General features: G+C 36.3%; 15 protein-coding genes and 2 pseudogenes. 14 read left to right on the top strand and 3 right to left on the bottom strand.

Annotated features, from left to right (window positions below; all coding sequences use genetic code 11):
* Positions 1–109: 109 nt before the first annotated feature.
* Complete coding sequence (locus RRF69_RS07165; protein WP_316939154.1) at positions 110–2689, top strand: phosphoenolpyruvate carboxylase; 2580 nt, start codon at positions 110–112, stop codon at positions 2687–2689.
* A gap of 210 nt (positions 2690–2899) precedes the next feature.
* The gene (locus RRF69_RS07160; RefSeq protein ID WP_316939153.1) at positions 2900–4435 is read left to right on the top strand and encodes a YifB family Mg chelatase-like AAA ATPase; all 1536 of its coding nucleotides are present in this window, start codon (positions 2900–2902) and stop codon (positions 4433–4435) included.
* Between the two features lie 114 nt (positions 4436–4549).
* On the opposite strand, the gene ahcY is transcribed toward RRF69_RS07160, so the two are convergent.
* Positions 4550–5857, bottom strand: coding sequence for an adenosylhomocysteinase (gene ahcY / locus RRF69_RS07155; protein ID WP_316939152.1), 1308 nt, complete (start codon positions 5855–5857; stop codon positions 4550–4552).
* 62 nt (positions 5858–5919) lie between these two features.
* Here ahcY and RRF69_RS07150 point away from each other — a divergent pair, with 62 nt between their 5' ends.
* From RRF69_RS07150 to RRF69_RS07130, 5 genes and pseudogenes are all read left to right on the top strand, one after another.
* A complete protein-coding gene (locus RRF69_RS07150; protein ID WP_316939151.1) occupies positions 5920–6573 on the top strand; it encodes a 4'-phosphopantetheinyl transferase family protein in 654 nt (217 codons plus the stop codon).
* Positions 6574–6797: 224 nt separating this feature from the next.
* Complete coding sequence (gene pnuC, locus RRF69_RS07145; RefSeq protein ID WP_316939150.1) at positions 6798–7427, top strand: nicotinamide riboside transporter PnuC; 630 nt, start codon at positions 6798–6800, stop codon at positions 7425–7427.
* Positions 7391–7993, top strand: coding sequence for an ATP-binding protein (locus RRF69_RS07140; RefSeq protein WP_316939149.1), 603 nt, complete (start codon positions 7391–7393; stop codon positions 7991–7993). Before pnuC ends, RRF69_RS07140 begins: the two co-directional genes overlap by 37 nt.
* An 18-nt stretch (positions 7994–8011) precedes the next feature.
* Positions 8012–8416 (top strand): alternative ribosome rescue aminoacyl-tRNA hydrolase ArfB, encoded by a 405-nt coding sequence (arfB, locus tag RRF69_RS07135; RefSeq protein WP_316939148.1) that lies wholly within the window; start codon positions 8012–8014, stop codon positions 8414–8416.
* A gap of 312 nt (positions 8417–8728) precedes the next feature.
* Positions 8729–11079: pseudogene (locus tag RRF69_RS07130) on the top strand (TonB-dependent receptor).
* Between the two features lie 156 nt (positions 11080–11235).
* On the opposite strand, the gene RRF69_RS07125 reads toward RRF69_RS07130, so the two are convergent.
* Together RRF69_RS07125 and RRF69_RS07120 are read right to left on the bottom strand one after the other, a co-directional pair.
* Positions 11236–12009 carry an alpha/beta fold hydrolase gene (locus RRF69_RS07125; protein WP_316939147.1) on the bottom strand — a complete coding sequence of 258 codons (774 nt, stop codon included), beginning with the start codon at positions 12007–12009 and terminating at the stop codon, positions 11236–11238.
* 29 nt (positions 12010–12038) lie between these two features.
* Positions 12039–12756: pseudogene (locus tag RRF69_RS07120) on the bottom strand (pyridoxine 5'-phosphate synthase).
* Positions 12757–12816: 60 nt separating this feature from the next.
* Here RRF69_RS07120 and RRF69_RS07115 point away from each other — a divergent pair.
* From RRF69_RS07115 to RRF69_RS07085, 7 genes are all read left to right on the top strand, one after another.
* Positions 12817–13476 (top strand): CBS domain-containing protein, encoded by a 660-nt coding sequence (locus tag RRF69_RS07115; protein ID WP_316939146.1) that lies wholly within the window; start codon positions 12817–12819, stop codon positions 13474–13476.
* Complete coding sequence (locus tag RRF69_RS07110; protein WP_316939145.1) at positions 13476–14375, top strand: NAD kinase; 900 nt, start codon at positions 13476–13478, stop codon at positions 14373–14375. Before RRF69_RS07115 ends, RRF69_RS07110 begins: the two co-directional genes overlap by 1 nt.
* A gap of 105 nt (positions 14376–14480) precedes the next feature.
* Complete coding sequence (locus tag RRF69_RS07105; protein WP_316939144.1) at positions 14481–15158, top strand: DUF6089 family protein; 678 nt, start codon at positions 14481–14483, stop codon at positions 15156–15158.
* 3 nt (positions 15159–15161) lie between these two features.
* The gene (locus RRF69_RS07100) at positions 15162–15905 is read left to right on the top strand and encodes an isoprenyl transferase (RefSeq protein ID WP_316941119.1); all 744 of its coding nucleotides are present in this window, start codon (positions 15162–15164) and stop codon (positions 15903–15905) included.
* Positions 15874–18456, top strand: coding sequence for an outer membrane protein assembly factor BamA (gene bamA, locus RRF69_RS07095; RefSeq protein WP_316939143.1), 2583 nt, complete (start codon positions 15874–15876; stop codon positions 18454–18456). Before RRF69_RS07100 ends, bamA begins: the two co-directional genes overlap by 32 nt.
* A 65-nt stretch (positions 18457–18521) precedes the next feature.
* Positions 18522–19250, top strand: coding sequence for an OmpH family outer membrane protein (locus RRF69_RS07090; protein WP_316939142.1), 729 nt, complete (start codon positions 18522–18524; stop codon positions 19248–19250).
* An 84-nt stretch (positions 19251–19334) separates the two neighbouring features.
* Positions 19335–19856, top strand: a complete 522-nt coding sequence (locus RRF69_RS07085; RefSeq protein WP_316939141.1) for an OmpH family outer membrane protein — start codon at positions 19335–19337, stop codon at positions 19854–19856.
* Positions 19857–19888: the final 32 nt, after the last annotated feature.

Raw genomic sequence — 19888 nt, 5'->3', positions numbered from 1 at the left:
AATTGGCTTTAGTTTTTGTTGTTTTAATAAAATAATCCCAAGATTATTACCGAAAAAACACAGACTTTCCTTTTTGTTTTTTGTAGTTTTCAGACTTAAATAATAAAAAATGTCTGCATTACCCAAATTAGCTCGATTTAATGAAAATGTGCTGTCTACATATCAAATTTACAACAGCATTTTCATGACCCTTCCTTTTGACACCATTAGCAATACTGGTGTGCTTTTACCCTTGTTTCACGATGTATGCGAAAAAGGTTTTGCAGTAGGAAAAAACCCTACAGAAATTGTAAATACATTTTTCGAAAAATACCAAGAAAATCCTTCTGAAAGTGAAAAAAAAGACCTGCTCTTTCGTTTCATTCAGTACATCGAGCGTCAAGTCGTGTTGTTTGATGCTATTGAGGACGCCGCCTTTCCAATTATCAACAATATGGACGGTATTGGAACGCTTCGAAACTCGAAAGAAACCGCCTTTTCAAAAGACAAAAAAGAGGAGCTTCAAAAACATTTAAAAGATTTTAAAGTGCGTGTTGTATTGACTGCACACCCTACGCAATTCTACCTAGGAGAAGTGCTGGGAATCATTACCGATTTGGACAGTGCCATTCAGCGTAACGACTTGTTATTAATAAAAGATTTGTTATCTCAATTAGGGAAGACACCTTTCTTTAAAAAGCAGAAACCAACTCCTTATGATGAAGCCGTAAGTTTGATCTGGTATTTAGAAAATGTTTTTTATCATTCTGTAAGTAAGATTCAGAATTATATTGAAACAAATATTTTTGATGGTGAACCCATCGACAATCAAATCATTGATCTTGGTTTTTGGCCAGGAGGTGATCGAGATGGAAATCCTTTTGTTACAACCGAAATTACCTTAGATGTAGCTGAGCGATTGCGTCAAACCATTTTGAGAAATTATTACAAAGATGTACGTCGACTCAAAAGACGTTTCACGTTTAGTGGAGTGCAAGAAATTTTATCACGCCTCGAAAAAAGACTTTACAAGCATGTGGTTCGAAGCTATTCTACCCTTAATTTTTCTCAAAAAATATTATTGGACGAATTAGAAACTGCTCGCGAAATTGTTAAAAATCAACATCAATCCTTATTTATTGAAGAGTTGAACGACGTGATTAATAAAATTCGCATTTTCGGTTTTCACTTCGCAACTTTAGACATACGTCAAGACAGCCGAGTGCATCACAATGCTTTTACACAAATCGTTACCGATTTGTTGGCTGCTGGAGACACCACTTTTCCAAAAAACTATCATACGCTTTCTGAAAAAGAACAGGTTGAGGTATTATCAGGAATCAAAGGGACTATTGATCCGAGTATTTTAACAGATGAAATGTCTGTAAAAACCATCGAATCCATTTATGCCCTAAAAACCATTCAAAAAAGAAACGGAGAACGCGGGGCAAATCGATATATCATTAGCAATAATCAATCAGCACTTCATGTAATGCAAACTTTTGCAATGTTGAATTTATGCGGATTTGAAAAAGGATTGACAGTGGATGTCATTCCACTTTTTGAAACTGTAGACGACCTACAAAACGCAGAAGAAGTGATGCGTGCAATCTATAGCAATGAAGCCTACAGAACACATTTAACCAAAAGAAAGAACAAGCAAACCATTATGCTAGGTTTTTCTGACGGAACCAAAGATGGTGGATACTTAATGGCTAACTGGGGAATTTTCAAAGCCAAAGAGGCCCTGACAAATATTTCGAGAACCTTTGGGATTGAAGTTATTTTCTTTGACGGCCGTGGAGGCCCACCCGCCAGAGGAGGTGGAAAAACACATCAATTTTATGCTTCTTTAGGCCCTACCATTGAAAGTAAAGAAATACAACTGACAGTGCAAGGACAAACCATCAGTTCTAATTTTGGAACCCTAAACTCTTCACAATACAACTTAGAGCAGCTCTTGAGTTCTGGAATTAAAAACGATGTCTTTACCAAAGATCAATTGATCGATAGTCACAGAGCCATTATAGAAGATTTGGCAGCAACTAGTTATAAAACCTATGTAGATTTTAAAAATCACCCTCAATTTTTACCCTATTTGGAAGAAATGAGTACCTTAAAATACTATGCAAAAACTAATATTGGGAGTAGACCGAGCAAGCGTGCTTCCTCAGAAAAACTAGATTTCTCTGCTTTAAGAGCCATTCCTTTTGTGGGAAGCTGGAGCCAGCTGAAACAAAATGTCCCTAGTTTTTTTGGAGTAGGATCTGCTCTTAAAAAATACGAAGACGCCAATCGATTTGATGAAGTTATTGAGTTTTACAATGCCTCTGACTTCTTTAAAACCTTACTAGAAAATAGTATGATGAGCTTGACAAAATCCTTTTTTGGACTTACCGCTTACATGTCTGACGACCCTATTTATGGTGATTTTTGGAAATTGATTTTTGAAGAATACAACACCACAAAACGATTGTTATTAAAACTATCTGGACAAAAAGAGCTGATGGAAAATTTCCCCGAAGGAAAAGCCTCTATTGCTGTTAGAGAACATATTGTATTACCGCTATTGACCATCCAACAGTATGCTTTAAAGAAGATTCAAGAACTTCAAAAAGAAACTGGAAACGAAGAAGAGTTGGCTGATTATGAAAAAATTGTAACCCGCTCCCTTTTTGGAAATATCAATGCGAGTAGAAATTCTGCATAAGAATTTTTAATCCCTATTTTTATACAAACTCCTACAATGAATTCATTGTAGGAGTTTTTTTTTTAGAAAATTACATTAAATTCAGGTGTTAAAAAATTTAGCTCTCTTTTACATTATTCACCAAAAATCCCTAACTACTGTTTAAATTCTAAAACCATGAACAGATTTTTTTTTGTTTTAAAATAAAAATTTTTATCTTTAAACAAAAAAATGCTCGTAAAAGTCTACGGATCAGCCGTTTTCGGCATCGAAGCCTCCACCATTACAGTAGAAGTAAATATCGACAAAGGGATTGGATATCATTTGGTGGGGTTACCGGACAAAGCTGTTAGTGAAAGTTCATTTCGAATTTCCGCAGCTCTAAACAACAATTCCTATACGCTTCCCGGAAAGAAAATCATCATCAATATGGCACCTGCCGATATTCGAAAAGAAGGTGCTGCTTATGATCTGACTTTGGCCATTGGAATTCTGGCTGCCTCTGGTCAAATTCAATCAAAGAATATCGATCAGTATCTAATCATGGGCGAACTTTCTCTGGACGGCAGTTTACAACCCATCAAAGGAGTTTTGCCCATGGCAATTAAAGCCCGCGAGGAGGGTTTTCACTATTTTATTGTCCCTCATGAAAATGCCAAAGAAGCGGCCATTGTCGATAATTTAGAAGTCCTTGGAGCTCACAACATGATCGAAGTGATCAATCATTTTAATGGTGATGAAAAAATCAAACCCACCTTTGTAGATACAAAAGCAGAATTCTACAACAACCTCGATGTTCCAGAGTTTGATTTTGCAGATGTAAAAGGACAAGAATCCATCAAACGTTGTATGGAAATTGCCGCTGCGGGTGGACATAACATTATTCTGATTGGCCCCCCAGGATCGGGAAAAACCATGTTGGCAAAACGCTTGCCCTCCATATTACCCCCCATGACCTTGAAAGAGGCGCTGGAAACCACAAAAATTCATTCGGTTATTGGCAACACAAAAGATCAAGGCTTGATGTATCATCGTCCTTTTCGAAGCCCGCACCACACCATATCAAACGTGGCACTTGTTGGTGGTGGACAATACCCCAAGCCCGGAGAAATCTCTCTTTCACACAATGGAGTGTTGTTTTTAGATGAATTGCCAGAATTTAAGAGAGAGGTCCTCGAAGTGATGCGCCAACCTCTTGAAGACCGTGATGTAACCATTTCTCGAGCAAAATTTACAGTAACCTATCCTTGTAGTTTTATGTTGGTCGCAAGTATGAATCCCAGTCCGAGTGGGTATTTTAACGACCCAAACGCTCCTATGACCTCTTCGCCTCAAGAAATGCAACGCTATTTGAGTAAAATTTCGGGCCCCTTATTGGATCGAATAGACATTCATATTGAAGTGACTCCAGTTCCTTTTGAAAAATTATCTGAAGAACGAAAAGGAGAGTCTTCGGTAGAAATCAGAAAACGAGTTACCAAAGCTAGAGAAATTCAATTCCAACGTTTTTCGGAATATGAAAGTGTGCATTACAATGCGCAAATGAGTGTGAAACAAATCAGAGAATTTTGCAAACTCTCTGATGAAAGCTTGTCGCTATTAAAAACAGCAATGGAAAAACTCAGCCTTTCCGCAAGAGCGTATGATCGAATTTTAAAAGTTTCCAGAACCATTGCCGATTTAGCAAATGAGAATGAGATTTCTTCAGATCATATTGCGGAGGCAATTCAATATAGAAGTTTGGATAGAGAGGGTTGGTTAGGATAAGTTGGTAAAGTTAAAAAAGCAGAAGATACCAATGAGCGAACCCCAAAAAAAACCCTCACAAATAATTGCAAGGGTTTCTGTATATTAAAGTCGTTTTTAAAAACGAAGTCTCTTTTAGTAACGATAGTGCTCTGGTTTGAAGGGCCCTTGTGGAGTTACACCAATATAATCAGCTTGATCATTACTCAAAACAGTCAATTCCACACCAATTTTTGCCAAATGTAAAAAGGCTACTTTTTCGTCCAAATGTTTTGGCAACATATATACTTCATTCCCATAGGCTGCTGCATTGTTCCAAAGTTCTATCTGTGCCAAGGTTTGGTTGGTAAATGAATTTGACATCACAAAACTAGGGTGTCCAGTTGCACAACCTAAATTGACCAAACGCCCTTCGGCCAATAAAATAATATCTTTTCCGTTGATATTGTATTTGTCTACTTGCGGTTTGATTTCAACTTTTTCACTATTTGCATTCAAATAAGGAACGTCAATCTCATTGTCAAAATGACCAATATTGGCAACAATGACCTTGTCTTTCATTGCTTCAAAGTGTTCTCCTCGAACAATTCCTTTATTTCCAGTAGTGGTGATAATAATATCTGCATTGGCAACAACGGTCTCTAAACGCTTTACTTCAAAACCGTCCATGGCAGCTTGAAGTGCACAAATAGGATCGATTTCTGTAACAGTTACAATAGATCCTGCACCTTTAAAAGAAGCAGCAGTTCCTTTTCCAACATCACCATATCCACAAACTACAACTCTTTTACCCGCCAACATAATGTCGGTAGCTCTACGAATCGCATCTACAGCAGATTCTTTACAACCATATTTATTGTCAAATTTCGATTTTGTAACCGAATCGTTGATGTTGATTGCTGGCATTGGCAACGTTCCATTTTTTACACGCTCATACAATCTGTGAACTCCAGTAGTAGTTTCTTCAGACAATCCATTGATTCCCGCTGCCAATTCTGGATAGCGATCCAAAACCATATTGGTCAAATCTCCACCATCATCTAAGATCATATTCAATGGTTTTTTGTCTTCACCAAAAAACAACGTTTGTTCAATACACCAATCAAATTCTTCCTCATTCATCCCTTTACAGGCATAAACAGCAGTTCCAGTTGCTGCAATAGCAGCTGCTGCTTGATCTTGAGTGGAAAAAATATTACAAGAACTCCAAGTCACTTCCGCTCCCAATGCTTGTAAAGTTTCAATTAAAACTGCGGTTTGAATGGTCATATGCAAACAACCCGCAATTCGCGCTCCTTTCAAAGGCTGGCTTGCTCCATATTCCTCTCTTAAACTCATCAATCCTGGCATTTCTGCTTCTGCCAAATCCATTTCTTTTCTTCCCCAGTCGGCTAAGGAAATATCCTTAACTTTGAATGGTACGTAAGCTGTCGTTGCGCTCATAATTTTGTATATTTATATTCTAATTTTCGAGGTGCAAAGTTACAACATCCATTTTAAAAAATATGGCTCTTTATAAAACATTAATATTCCAACAAACAACTAAAGTCCTGATTTGGAAGATTGAAGAATCGATTTCCAATTTAAGAGAAGGAATATCTTTGTCTGAAAATAGTTCAACTCGCTTGCAATCAATGAAGTCCGAACTGCATCAAAAAGGATTTTTAAGTATCCGACACCTCTTAAAAGAAGTTGGGTATTCTGATTTTGATTTGATGTATGACGAATTTGGAAAACCACATTTAAAAGATGGGAAATTCATTTCGATCACACATTCTTACACTTTTAGCGGAATTATTATTTCTGAAATCAGCCCTGTAGGAATTGACATTGAAAAACAACGAGAAAAGATTTTAAAAATTGCTCCTAAGTTCACCCCTTTTGAAGAATACAAAACCATTGCAAATGCAGATGCTTTGGTGCGAAAACTAACCATTGTTTGGGGAGCTAAAGAGAGCTTGTATAAAATTTACGGAAAGAAAAAACTCTTATTCTTACATCATATTTTTATTGAAGACTTTCTCTTTGAAAGCACAAAAACTACTGGAGAAATTCGTTATGACGGGAAAGTATCCCAGCATGCTATTTCATTTTTAGAATTTGAAGGCTTCACCTGCGTCTTTGCTTTTTCAGCTTCACATTCCAAAAATCAGATCTAATAGCCGTTCGCTATCCTCTATTTCACAAACCACATCTCTAGGTGCTTACCTCTGAAAAAAAGATTCTTTTATGAACATGCTTACCGCACAAAAATTTCTGCTGATAATTACGGTGGATCTATGGAGATCCTTCCAAACAAAAAATAAAAACTTACTGCGCATTTCAATCAAAAAAACAATCCAAACTGACATAAAACAGTACTTTTGCATTTCAATTCAAATCAATGACAGAAATTTTTGATTTCTTTTTTGCACAGTACCAAGGCTATTCAACTTCGGACATCGCTTTAGAAATTTGTGCTGTGATCTTTGGTTTCTTGTCCGTTTGGTATTCAAAACAAAACAAGATTTGGGTCTTTCCTACTGGGATGATTAGCACTGCTATTTTTGTGTATTTATTACTGAAATGGGAACTGTTGGGAGACATGATGATCAATGGATACTACTTCATTATGAGCCTTTATGGATGGTATGTTTGGACACGAAAAGTAGATGACACTCATGTGACTCAAATAACAAAAACAACTCCGAAAGAAAAAAAGCTCGCGATCAGTATATTTATTGCCACTTTAATTTTTGTCTATTTTGTATATCAGGCCTTTGACAAATGGATCAATTGGGTTGCCTATATAGACACAGTCACCACTGCCATTTTCTTTGTTGGAATGTGGTTGATGGCAAAACGAAAAATCGAAAACTGGTTGTTTTGGATTATAGGAAACCTCATCTCGATTCCTTTATATTTTTATAAAGGGTTTACGTTTACGAGCTTTCAATATTTTGGATTCACATTTATTGCCATTTTTGGCTATTTCGCATGGAAAAAGAACTTATACAAAAACCAATCAACTTAGTCAAAGTTGTATTATTTGGACCTGAATCTACCGGAAAAACAACACTTTCCAAACAATTGGCACGCCATTACAATACTGTATGGACGCCAGAATATGCAAGAGAATACTTGCAAAAAAAATGGAACAACGAACGAAAAACGTGTGAAGCTTCCGATTTGATTCATATTGCCATTGGACAGATGCGTCTTGAAAATAAATTGGCGAAAAAGGCCGACAAAGTACTTATTTGCGATACCGACCTGCTCGAAACCAAAGTGTATTCTGAAGAGTACTACGGCGGTTTTGTTGATGAACAACTAAATAAAGCCTCACTAGAAAATGAATATGATTTGTACTTGCTCACCTATATCGATACCCCATGGGAAGAAGATGATTTGAGAGATCGACCAGAGCAACGATTTGAGATGTTTACAGCCTTTGAAAATGCGCTAAAAAAACATGACAAAAAATACCTCCTTTTAAAGGGCAATAAAGACACTCGTTTGAAAGAAGCCATTCGCGTCATTGATAAAATTATCGCAAAAAGGACCAATTTGCATTCTTTTTCAGATTCTATGAATGTATAAAACGATTTTCTAACAAGTATGAATGCAGAAACGATTTTAAAGGAGCTCCTTTTTAAAGCCTCTAGAAGCTCGGGTGCTGGGGGACAGCATGTCAATAAAGTATCTTCTAGAATAGAATTACAGTTTCACATAGCCACTTCTACTTCCTTATCTGAGGAAGAAAAACAGCTTTTACTTGAAAAACTAGTCTCCAAAATTACCAAAGAAAACGTATTGATAATTGTCTGTGAAGAAACCAGATCTCAACACAGAAATAAAGAAATTGCAATTCAAAAATTCTTAAAAGTTATTCGCACTGGACTTAGCCGTCCTAAAAAAAGAAGACCGACAAAACCAAGCAAAGCTACCCTTCGAAAACGAGTAGAAAACAAGAAAAAAACTTCGGTTAAAAAAGTATTGCGAAAAAAACCAAAATTGGAATAAAAAAACACTTTTTAGTTTCCCATTTAAAAAAACCAACCTAATTTTGCAAGGTTCTCATAAAGGGGTGCTATTATCTTTTTATGTGTTGTACGTTTTAAGAAGTATTTTTTACTCCTTATTAACAACTGCAATCATAATTCGGTAAAGGCTGAGATCATACCCATTGAACCTAGAACAGGTAATGCTGTTTAGGAAAACGCAGATAGAGGTTTTACCGCCTTTATTCGCAAGAAGCCTTTGCTTCACAATAGAATATTCAATCATAATTATAAGAATAATTCCCTCTTTTTATTCGTTTTAAATTTTTTTAAAATGAAAAAAATTACCACTTTTTTGTTCTTGTTTGTAAGTCTTCTTACAAACTCCCAATCCTATCAATTTACTGGAAAAGTTGTTGATGAAAACCAGAATCCATTAGCGGCTGCAACCCTATTGGTCAAAGAAATCAACAAAGGATTTACCACCGATTTTAAAGGGAATTTCTCCATGCAATTGACTAAAGGAACCTACAGCTTTCAAGTTTCATTTTTAGGCTACACCTCAATATTCAAAAAAATGACCCTTCAAACAAACGAAGAAGTCACTTTTCAATTAACTCCAGACACCCTGGTTTTAGAAGAGGTATTGGTTGCTGCAGTACGTGTAAACACAGACGTTCCAGTTACCTTTTCCAATTTGTCAAAAAAAGAAATTGCCAAACGAAATCTAGGTCAAGACATTCCAATACTTTTAAACTACTTGCCCTCTGTGGTATCTTCCTCAGATGCAGGTGCAGGTGTAGGCTATACCTATATGAGTGTTCGTGGCTCTAATGGAGAACGAATTAATGTAACTATTAACGGAATTCCGTATAACGATGCGGAAAGTCATGGGACATTTTGGGTCAATTTGGGCGATTTTGCCTCTTCTACCCAAAACTTGCAATTGCAGCGAGGAGTAGGGACCTCTACCAATGGATCGGGTGCTTTTGGCGCCAGCTTGAATATTTTGACAGATGCAGTTTCCGAGGAAGCATCGGCAGAAATATCCAACGCAATGGGGTCATTTAATACCCGAAAACATACGGTGAAATTTAGTACTGGAAAATTAAATGAGCATATTGAAATTGCAGGTCGCTTCTCCAACATCGCCTCTGATGGCTATGTAGATCGCGCCTCTGCAAATTTAAAATCCTATTATTTACAAGCTAGCTATACCGATACAAACACCTTGATCAAAGGAGTTACTTTTGGTGGAAAAGAAAGAACCTACCAAGCATGGTATGGACTCACAGCAGATGAATTGGCAACAGACCGAAGACAAAATCCGTACACTTACGAAAACGAAGTTGACGATTATCAGCAAAATCATTACCAATTGCATTGGAATGAAAAAATCAACGAAAACTGGTCTAGCACATTGGGCTTAAATTATACCAAAGGAGCTGGTTTTTTTGAGCAGTTCAAAGAAGAAGAAACTGCTACCGATTTTAATAATCTAATTCTTGAAGGAAGTGATGTGATTGTAAGACGTTGGCTAGAAAATGATTTTTATGTATTCAATTTCAATACCCAATACAAATCAGCTTCGCTGAATTTGATTTCAGGCATCTCTTATTCCAACTACACGGGAGACCATTTTGGAGAAGTCATTTGGAGTGAAAAATTTGCACCAAATGCAAACTATAGCGACCGTTACTATTTTTCAGACGCCAAAAAAACCGACGCTTCCGTATTTACAAAAGCAACTTTTACCGTATCAGATTCATTTTCTGCATACGCAGATCTACAGTGGCGCTATGTGACGTATCAGACGCAAGGATTGACCAGCGACAGGGTTCCAATTGATGTAGCTGCAAACTTTCGTTTTTTCAATCCAAAATTTGGATTTACTTACACTCTCAATGAAAAAAATAAACTCTATACCTCGTTTGCTGTTGCAAACAGAGAACCCAATAGAAATGATTTTGAAGGAGGAGTAAGCACCGCAGAAACCCTGCATGATTTTGAATTGGGTTGGCGTTCAAAAAACGAAATCCTAAAACTAAATACCAATATTTATTATATGAATTATAAAAATCAATTGGTCTTGACCGGTGCTATCGACGATGTTGGTGCTCCTATTCGAACAACTTCTGGAAGTAGTTACCGATTGGGTTTAGAAATTGATGCTGATATCCGTTTGAGCGATCAATTTTCTATCTCCTCCAATGCTGCGCTGAGCTCCAATAAAAACAGAGATTTCTTTCTTACCCGAGACGGAAAAGATACTCCACAATCTTTGGGAAATACCGATCTTTCTTTTTCTCCTGAAATGGTTCTCGGGAATATCATTACCTATCAACCCAAAGAAAATATCCAAATCTCCTTTTTATCCAAATATGTAGGAAAACAAATGATGAGCAATTATAGCAGCGCCATTTCCACTAACGATATCTTAAATTCTTTCTTTACATCTGACCTGAATGTTGTGTACGAAATTCAGCCAAACAGCATTATTAAATCGGTAATGTTTTCAGCGTTGATCAACAATATTTTCAACAAAGAATATGTAGATCGAGGCTATTATTACACGTATGACGATACCTATAGTCTGCCCTAGGAATGAAGATCACAGTGGATGGTGCAGGATACTACCCGCAAGCTACTCGAAATTTTTTAGTGGGGGTCACCTTAAAGTTCTAAACCTTTCGACTTCCAATTCATTTCAATCCCAAGCTTTATGTTTGGGATTTTTTTAGAACCAGTTTTGACACTTCAAAATTGTATGATTTAGAATCCCACTTTCTCAGGGAAAAAAAACTTCCAAGGAAACCCAGAGACAGCGCCTCAAAGAAATCTTTAGCTTAAAAAATCTTGCACACAAGCGTAGAATTCTTTTGGGTTTTCTGCGTGTAACCAATGACCTGCATTAGAAATAACAACCAATTTCGAATTTGGAAAATGCGCTTCTATGTTTGGAATTTCATTGGCAGTAATATACTCCGATTTTGCCCCTTTCAAGAACAAGGTTGCTCCCGAAAAAGAGGTCGAAGAAGGCAATGCTTCTCCAATGTTTGGGTTGTTTTCAGTAAGTGATTTCAAATTGAAGCGAAATGCTAATTTCCCTTTTTCAACCCAATAAACATTTTTCAATAAAAATTGTCGGATGCCCACTTCTGGAATCAATGCTGCCAACTTTGCATCGACCAAACTTCTGGAGGTCTGTATGGAAAAATCAATTGCGTTGAGCCCAGCTAATATGGCATTGTGATGAGGTTCGTATTTTCTTGGCGAAATATCTGCCACGATTAATTTTTCAACCCACTCAGGATGTCTCACAGCAAACAACATGGCAGTCTTCCCTCCCATTGAATGGCCTAAAAGGTGAACTTTCTTGAGCTGATGGTGTTGTATATAGGCAAATACATCCGCAACTAAAACCTCGTAATTAAAGGTATCTGCGTGAAAACTTCGCCCGTGATTTCTTTGATCAATCAGATGAACTTGAAAATTTTCAGAAAATTGATTGCCTAGAGTTTTCCAATTGTCACTCATTCCAAAATACCCATGTAAAATCAGTAAAGGAGTCCCAGTTCCTAGAATGGTGGAGTGTAAAATTTGATTGTTTGACATCTGAATTTCGCTGTTTTTTATTTCTACTTCTAACTTCTCAAACGATGCAAATACATATTCACCACATTTTCCAATCCTAAATACAAGCTTTCTGCAATCAATGCATGACCGATCGAAACCTCTGCCAAATTTGGGATGTTTTCCTTAAAAAATTGGATATTCTCCAAACTCAAATCGTGACCAGCATTAATGCCCATCCCCAGAGCTATGAGCTAAAACTGCAGCATCGGTGTAGGGTTTGATCGCAGCACGGTTGCCCAAATTAAATTGGGTTGCAAATTCTTCAGTATACAATTCGATTCGATCTGCACCAGTTTTTGCAGCTGCTTCAATTTGTTTTAAATCGGTTCCAATAAAAACAGAAGTTCGAATACCGTTCTGTTGAAATTCAGAGATGACTTCTTGTAAAAAAGAGTGATGTTTAATGGTGTCCCAACCTGCATTCGACGTAATTGCATCGATCGCATCGGGCACTAAAGTAACTTGAGTCGGTTGTGTTTCTAAAACCAAATCGATAAAAGATCGAATTGGGTTTCCTTCAATATTATATTCTGTATTCACAACTGCTACCAAATCTCTCGCATCCTGATATTTGATGTGTCTTTCGTCGGGCCTTGGGTGAATGGTAATTCCCTCTGCACCGAAATCTTGAATATCGGAAGCTACCTTTAGAAGGTTTGGCACATCTCCTCCTCTTGAATTGCGTAAAGTTGCAATTTTATTAATATTTACACTTAACTTTGTCATGGTCTAAAATTAGCTTGCAAAGATAACGCATTAAATGATTTTATCCTATCTTCGTAGAGCATGAACATTACAGATTATATCTTAACAAATATTCAACCGCTCACAACTAAAAGCACTGTGAAAATGGCGCAACGGTTGTTTCAGGAGCACCCAATCACCCATCTGCATGTGGTCGGAGAAGGGATTCTTTTGGGTTCTTTTTCCAATAGCGATATGCAAATTCTCGAAAATTCAGAAAGCCCTTTGGGAGCACACATCCATCTTTTAGATTGTTTTTTTGCTGAAGAGACAACAAGCCCTTTGGAATTGTTACAGCTCTTTGCCAACAACGACTGCAGCACACTTCCTGTAGTAGATGCTGATAAAAAATACATTGGACACTACGACTTGTCCGACGTTTTAGATGTTTTTGCATCCAGCCCTTTTATGCTTGAAGAAAGTGAAACCTTGATTGTAGAAACCCTTGAAAATAATTTTTCGATGAGTACCATTGCTCAAATTATTGAAGCAAGTGGTTGTAAATTGTTAGGGGTCTATATCTCAGAAAAAAAAGAAGGTCAGGTTCAAGTAACCCTAAAAATAGTCGCTCAAGAAATCAACGAGATTACACAAACTTTTAGAAGGTACGACTACACCATTGTTTCCAATCATGAAAACGATGTGTATTTAGACGATTTAAAAAATCGTTCGCAGTATCTCCAGAAATACCTCAATATGTAATGAATAAAATAGCAATTTACGGTCAGTCCTACTCACTAACTACAGAAAATGAAGTTCAAATTTTACTGTCTGTTTTGGAGGAACAAAAAGTAGTTGTGTATTTTGAAAAGCAATTTTACACTCTGCTCAACCAAACCAATTCTTTACCAAAAGCGTATTTGACATTTGAGCGTTTTGAAGATCTTAACTCTTCTTTCGACCTCTTGTTTACCATTGGAGGAGACGGAACTATTTTAAGAGCAGTGACCTATGTAAGAGATTTGGGAATTCCAATTTTAGGAATCAATGCGGGAAGACTAGGCTTTTTGGCTACGATCAAAAAAGAGGCCATTCGAGAAAGTGTTGCATGTATTTTCAACAAGGCCTATAGCATACAAGAACGTTCGTTGTTATGTGTTGCAACTTCTCCAGAAGTCGAAGGGCTTTCTGATTTGAATTTCGCGCTCAACGAAGTAACCATCTCCAGAAAAAATACCACCTCGATGATTGGTGTCAAAACCTACTTAGACCAAGAATACCTTACCAATTATTGGGCAGATGGATTAATTATTGCTACGCCAACTGGCTCAACAGGATATTCATTAAGCTGTAATGGCCCTGTCATCTTACCTGCATCCAAAAGTTTAGTAATCACTCCTATTGCACCGCATAATTTGAATGCCAGACCAATGGTTATTCCTGATGATACGGCCATTGAATTGGAAATCGACACGCGAGAAAAAGAATTTTTAATCTCATTAGATTCCCGAATTATTACGGTGCCCAACAACACCAAAGTTTCCATTAAAAAAGCCTCTTTTACTGTAAAAAGCATACTGCCCAACAATCAATCTTTTTTACAAACATTGAGAAGCAAATTATTATGGGGAGAAGACATCCGAAACGAACCGAATCTTTAGTCCTATCCAACAATAAATACCAAAATTTCTTGTTATTCAAAAAAGACTGATTATTAACTTTTTAAAGCAAATGGAAATCCATATCTTTGCGGACTATTTTCGAGGATGAAAAAATGTTTATTATTTATAATATGTATGAGTTTTTCAGCAATTTCGCTGGGACAAATCAACGAAATAGGATTTTTTATAGGAGGATCAAATTATATTGGTGATATTGGTCGAACCCATTATTTGTATCCCAATAATCTTGCAGGAGGATTGATCTACAAATGGAATTGGAATCCAAGAATTGCAATCCGAGGCACCTTGAGTAATTTGCCCATCAGTGGCAATGACAAAGACGCAGAAACCGATTATAAAAAAAATAGAGGATATCAATTTAACAACACCATAAACGAGTTGGCTTTGGGACTAGAATATAATTTTTACGACTATGATATTTCTTCCTCAGAAAAATCAGCAACCCCATATATTCTTATTGAGTTTGCTGCATTCAACTATCAATCAGTACAAAGTGTATCCAGTACAAATGAAATTATTTTCACCAACAAAACATCTTTTGCAATTCCGTTTGGCGTTGGATACAAAGCACATCTTTTCGGCCCCTTTGCCTATGCCATTGAAGCAAAAGTACGCTATACTTTTGAAAACGATCTAGATTTTTCTACGAGTAGATATTCATTATTGAATTACGGAGGAAAAGGAAATGATTGGTATGCCTTTACAGGGATTTCATTATTCTACACTTTTGGTCGCCCTGCCTGTTATACCCAAGGATTATAAATGATGGATAAAAAACCGCCAATTAATTTACACAATATTCCCAAGCACGTAGCCATAATCATGGACGGAAACGGGCGATGGGCAAAAAGTAAAGGAATGAGTAGGGTTTTTGGACACAAAAATGCGCTCACCGCTGTAAGACAGTCAGTTGAAGCTGCTTCAAAAATTGGTGTAAAAGCGCTAACACTCTATGCTTTTTCCACAGAAAACTGGAATCGACCAAAACTAGAAGTAGACGCCTTAATGAGTTTACTGATTCATTCACTGAAGAATGAACTGGAAACTTTTCAAAAAAATGGGGTCTGTGTAAATGCCATTGGAGGAATCGAAAACTTACCCATCAAAGCGCAAAAAGTTTTAAAAGGAGTCATTTCAGACACCCAAAACAATACAAGAATCATATTGACTTTGGCCTTGAGTTATGGATCTAGAGAGGAAATTGTTAATACTATCAAAAACATATCTAAAAAAGTTGTTAATAATGAACTTTTGATAAAAGAAATTGATGAAAATACTATAAATAACCATTTATATACATTTAATTTGCCCGAGGTTGATTTAATGATAAGAACTAGTGGAGAACAGCGCATTAGTAATTTCTTATTGTGGCAGATGGCATATGCTGAATTATATTTTACAGATATACTTTGGCCAGACTTTAGAGAAGAGCATTTTTATGATGCAATTATAGAATATCAGAATAGAGAACGACGATTTGGAAAAACAAGCGAACAGATTACAGAATAGTATTGCTGTTGTATTAGGATTTACAGCACTTTTTTTTACCTTACTTGCAAATGGACAAACCAATACAGACAGTATTCCTCCAGTACTAAAAGACAGCATAGCGCTGACCAAATCTTTTGAAAAAGGAAAAGAATATATTTTGGGCGGGATCAGTGTAATTGGCTTGAAAAAATTTAGTGAAGAGACTGTGCGTGTTTTTACGGGATTAAAAACAGGACAAAGCATTAAAATTCCAGGAGACAAACTGACCAGTGCCATCAAAAAATTATATGAAAGCAAGCAATTTAGCAATGTTGATGTCTATCTTGAAAAAGTAGACAGTACTTCCATCTATCTTCAATTTGATGTTCAAGAACTGCCTCAATTGAATGCTGTAAAAATTGTGGGTATTAGCAAGTCAAAAAGCAAGGACCTGATCAAAGACGCCGAATTAAAAACAGGTGCAATGGTTACAGACAACTTGATTGTAACTACCAAAAACTATATTGAAAAAACCTATACCGACAAAGGGTACTTAAAAACAAAAGTAAACTTATTTACTCAAAAAGACTCTTCAGATATTAACACGGTAAACATGTCAATTCTTATTGATAAAGGAAATAAAATTAAAATTAAAAACATCAATTTTATTGGAAACAAATCTCTTTCAAGTAAAAAGTTGAGAAAGGCGATGAAAAACACCAAAAGAAGATTTTTTGGCCGTTTTTGGAAAGGATCCAAATATATTGAAGATGACTATCGAGAGGACTTAGAAAGTATTTTAAAAATGTACAGCGTTTTAGGATACAGAGATGCGCGTATTTTAAGTGACGAACTTACTTGGAACAATGATAACACCATCAATTTAGATATTAAATTGGAAGAAGGAAAGCAATACCGCTTTTCTGAAGTGCTCTTCGTAGGAAACAAAGAATACACCGATGAATTTTTAAATCAATTTTTACGTATTGAAAAAGGAGACATCTACAATGGGGTCGTTTTAAAAGAACGTGTAAGTGGAGATGGTACGCCAACCTCTGAAGATTTATCTACACTTTACCAAGACAATGGTTTTTTATTCTCATCTGTAAATGCTGTAGAAACTAAGGTAGAAAACGATTCGATAACCGTAGAAATTAGAATTCGAGAAGACGAAAAAGCGACCATTAAAAAAGTCACCGTTACTGGAAACGACAAAACAAATGATCATGTCCTTTTTAGGGAATTGCGCGTAAAACCGGGCGATTTATTCAGTAGAAGTGCCATTATTCGATCCATTCGAGAAATTGGCCAATTGGGCTTTTTCGATCAAAACGTAACTCCAGATGTTCTTCCAGATTATCAAAATAAAACCGCAGACATTAACTTTAATGTGGTAGAAAAAGGAGGAAGCCAAATAGAGCTACAAGGAGGATATGGAGGGGGATCTTTCATTGGAACACTCGGACTCTCTTTTAACAATTTTTCGTTTCGAAATATGTTCAACAAAGCAGCATACAAACCCTTACCTATGGGAGACGGACAAACCTTATCCATCCGTTTGCAATCGAGTAGAACCTTTAATACCTATAGCTTTTCATTTGCTGAACCATGGTTAGGAGGTAAGAAACCAAAGTCGCTATCCTTCTCTATTTACTCTTCAAATCAGTACCAAATCAATCCACAAACTTTTGATGTAGACAAAAATCAGAGTTTAGGAATTATTGGAGCAACCTTAGGTTTAGGACAGCGTTTAAAAAGACCTGATGATTTCTTTCAATTATCACAAAGCATCAGTTATCAAAGTTTCAAGCTGAACAACTACGGATTTAGAGTTGGTAGCGCCATCTTAAGCAACGGTACCTTAAATAATTTAGCATACAATGTTAGTTTGTCAAGAAACTCTGCAGGACCGAGTTTGATATTCCCAACTTATGGGTCTGAATTTACCATCGCCGTAAAAGCCACATTTCCGTATTCATTGCTCAATGGAAAAGACTATACCGTAGATGACAGCTTATCGGATATCGAAAAAAACGCAAAAATTGCCGACAATTACAAATGGTTGGAGTACTATAAAGTAAGTGCAAAAGGAAAATGGTATACCTCATTTACCGACAAATTGGTCCTAATGACCAATATCGAGACTGGTTTCTTAGGCTACTATAATGAGGAGGTAGGACATACTCCTTTTGAAAGATATTTTGTTGGTGGTGACGGTGTTGCTGCTTTTCAATTGGATGGTAGAGAAACGATTGGGTTAAGGGGATATGAAAACAGTAGACTGACTCCTTTGCAAAACGGAGGGGGTACCCTTTACAACAAATATCAGCTAGAATTGCGATATTCGATCACCGACACTCCATCGGCATCCATTTATACCGTAGGTTTTTTAGAAGCTGGAAATTCGTATGACAATTTTGTTGATTTTAATCCGTTTGAAGTGAAGAGATCTGCAGGTTTAGGTATTCGTGTATTTATGCCCGCCTTTGGTCTTTTAGGAATCGATTTTGCACACGGGTTTGATCCTTTACTAGGACAACTCATCAAATCGGGCTGGCAAACACATTTTATAATCGGAAGACAGTTCTAGAAAAATAGTACATTTGTTAGAGGATGTCATTTTTTTGGCACGGTTTTTTCTTAACACCTAATTTAATGAGAAAAGTAAGCTTTTTTATCGTTCTTTCACTTTCAGTCGCTTTCGGATTTGCGCAGAAAAGTCAAAAAATAGCTTTTATAGATATGGAATATATTCTTGAAAATCTTCCAGAATATGTAAAAGCTCAGAATACATTAGATGCCAAAATAGAAAAGTGGAAAGGGAATTTAGACAAACAATCGAGAAGTATCGAGGTTTTAAAATCGGATTTGGCGAATGAAAAAGCCATTCTAACCAAAGACCTTATCGAAGAAAAAGAAGAAGAAATTACCTTAAAACAAGAAGAATTACGGAGATTAGAATCTTTGTATTTTGGCCCCAATGGGGATATGTTTTCGGTTAGAAAGCAATTGGTCAAACCGATACAAGATCAAGTTTATAATGCCATTCAGAAAATTGTCGTTGCAAAAAAATATGATTTTGTTTTTGATAAATCTAGTGACTTAGTCATGCTTTATTCAAATAAAAAATACGATATTAGCGAACTAATTTTATCAACTATTGATAAGAAACGGAATATTGCAGAACGGGATGCTAAAACGAAAGAAAAAAATGAGGCTCCTAAAGAATTATCGGCAAAACAAGAAAAGCTAATTGCTACTAAAAAAGCAAGAACCGAGGATAGAGCAACTGCAATAAATGCTAAAAAAGAAAAAAGAAGACGGGTCGTTGAAGCAAGAAAAAAAGCTTTGGCAGAAAAAAAGAAGCAAAAAGAGCCCTTTTAAAAGAAAAGCAAGAAGCTGCTAAAAAGAGAAGAGAAGAACAAAAAAACAAGAAGAACACTAATAATTAATTAAAAGAAAACAAGAATGAAGAATTTGAAAACGTTACTATTAATAGCTGTATTTACATTAGGATTTGCTGGAATTGCAAATGCACAAAAAATTGCTCATGTTGATTTTGAAAGAGTTGTTGCAAATATGTCTGAAACAAGAGCGTTGTTTGCTGATTTGGATAAAAAAGCAAAGATTTTGAAAGATGATATTGATGGAATGAAGAAGAAATTTGAAAACAAAGCGAAGAAATACGACGCTGAAGCTTCAACCCAAACGGAAGAAACCAACCAAAAAAGAAAAGCTGAATTACAAGGAGAATATCAAAAACTTCAAAATGTACAGCAAATGGCACCTGCAGAATTGCAACAAATGCAAAGCGAAGGTTTAGAACCCATCAACAAAAAAGCAATCGATGCTATCAACGAAGTAGCTGCTGCAAAAGGAATTTTATATGTGTTTACTTCGAACATGTTAATCGTGAAAAAAGGAGAAGATTTATACGAAGCTGTAAAAGCCAAGTTGAGCTTATTAGAAGATCCAACACCAAGACAATAGAGATTTCTTTTTAAAAGATATAAAAACCTACT

Origin of the sequence: Polaribacter sp. HL-MS24 (genome assembly GCF_032758595.1) — a bacterium.
Taxonomy (GTDB): domain Bacteria; phylum Bacteroidota; class Bacteroidia; order Flavobacteriales; family Flavobacteriaceae; genus Polaribacter.
This window is presented reverse-complemented; position numbering and strand designations above follow the sequence as displayed.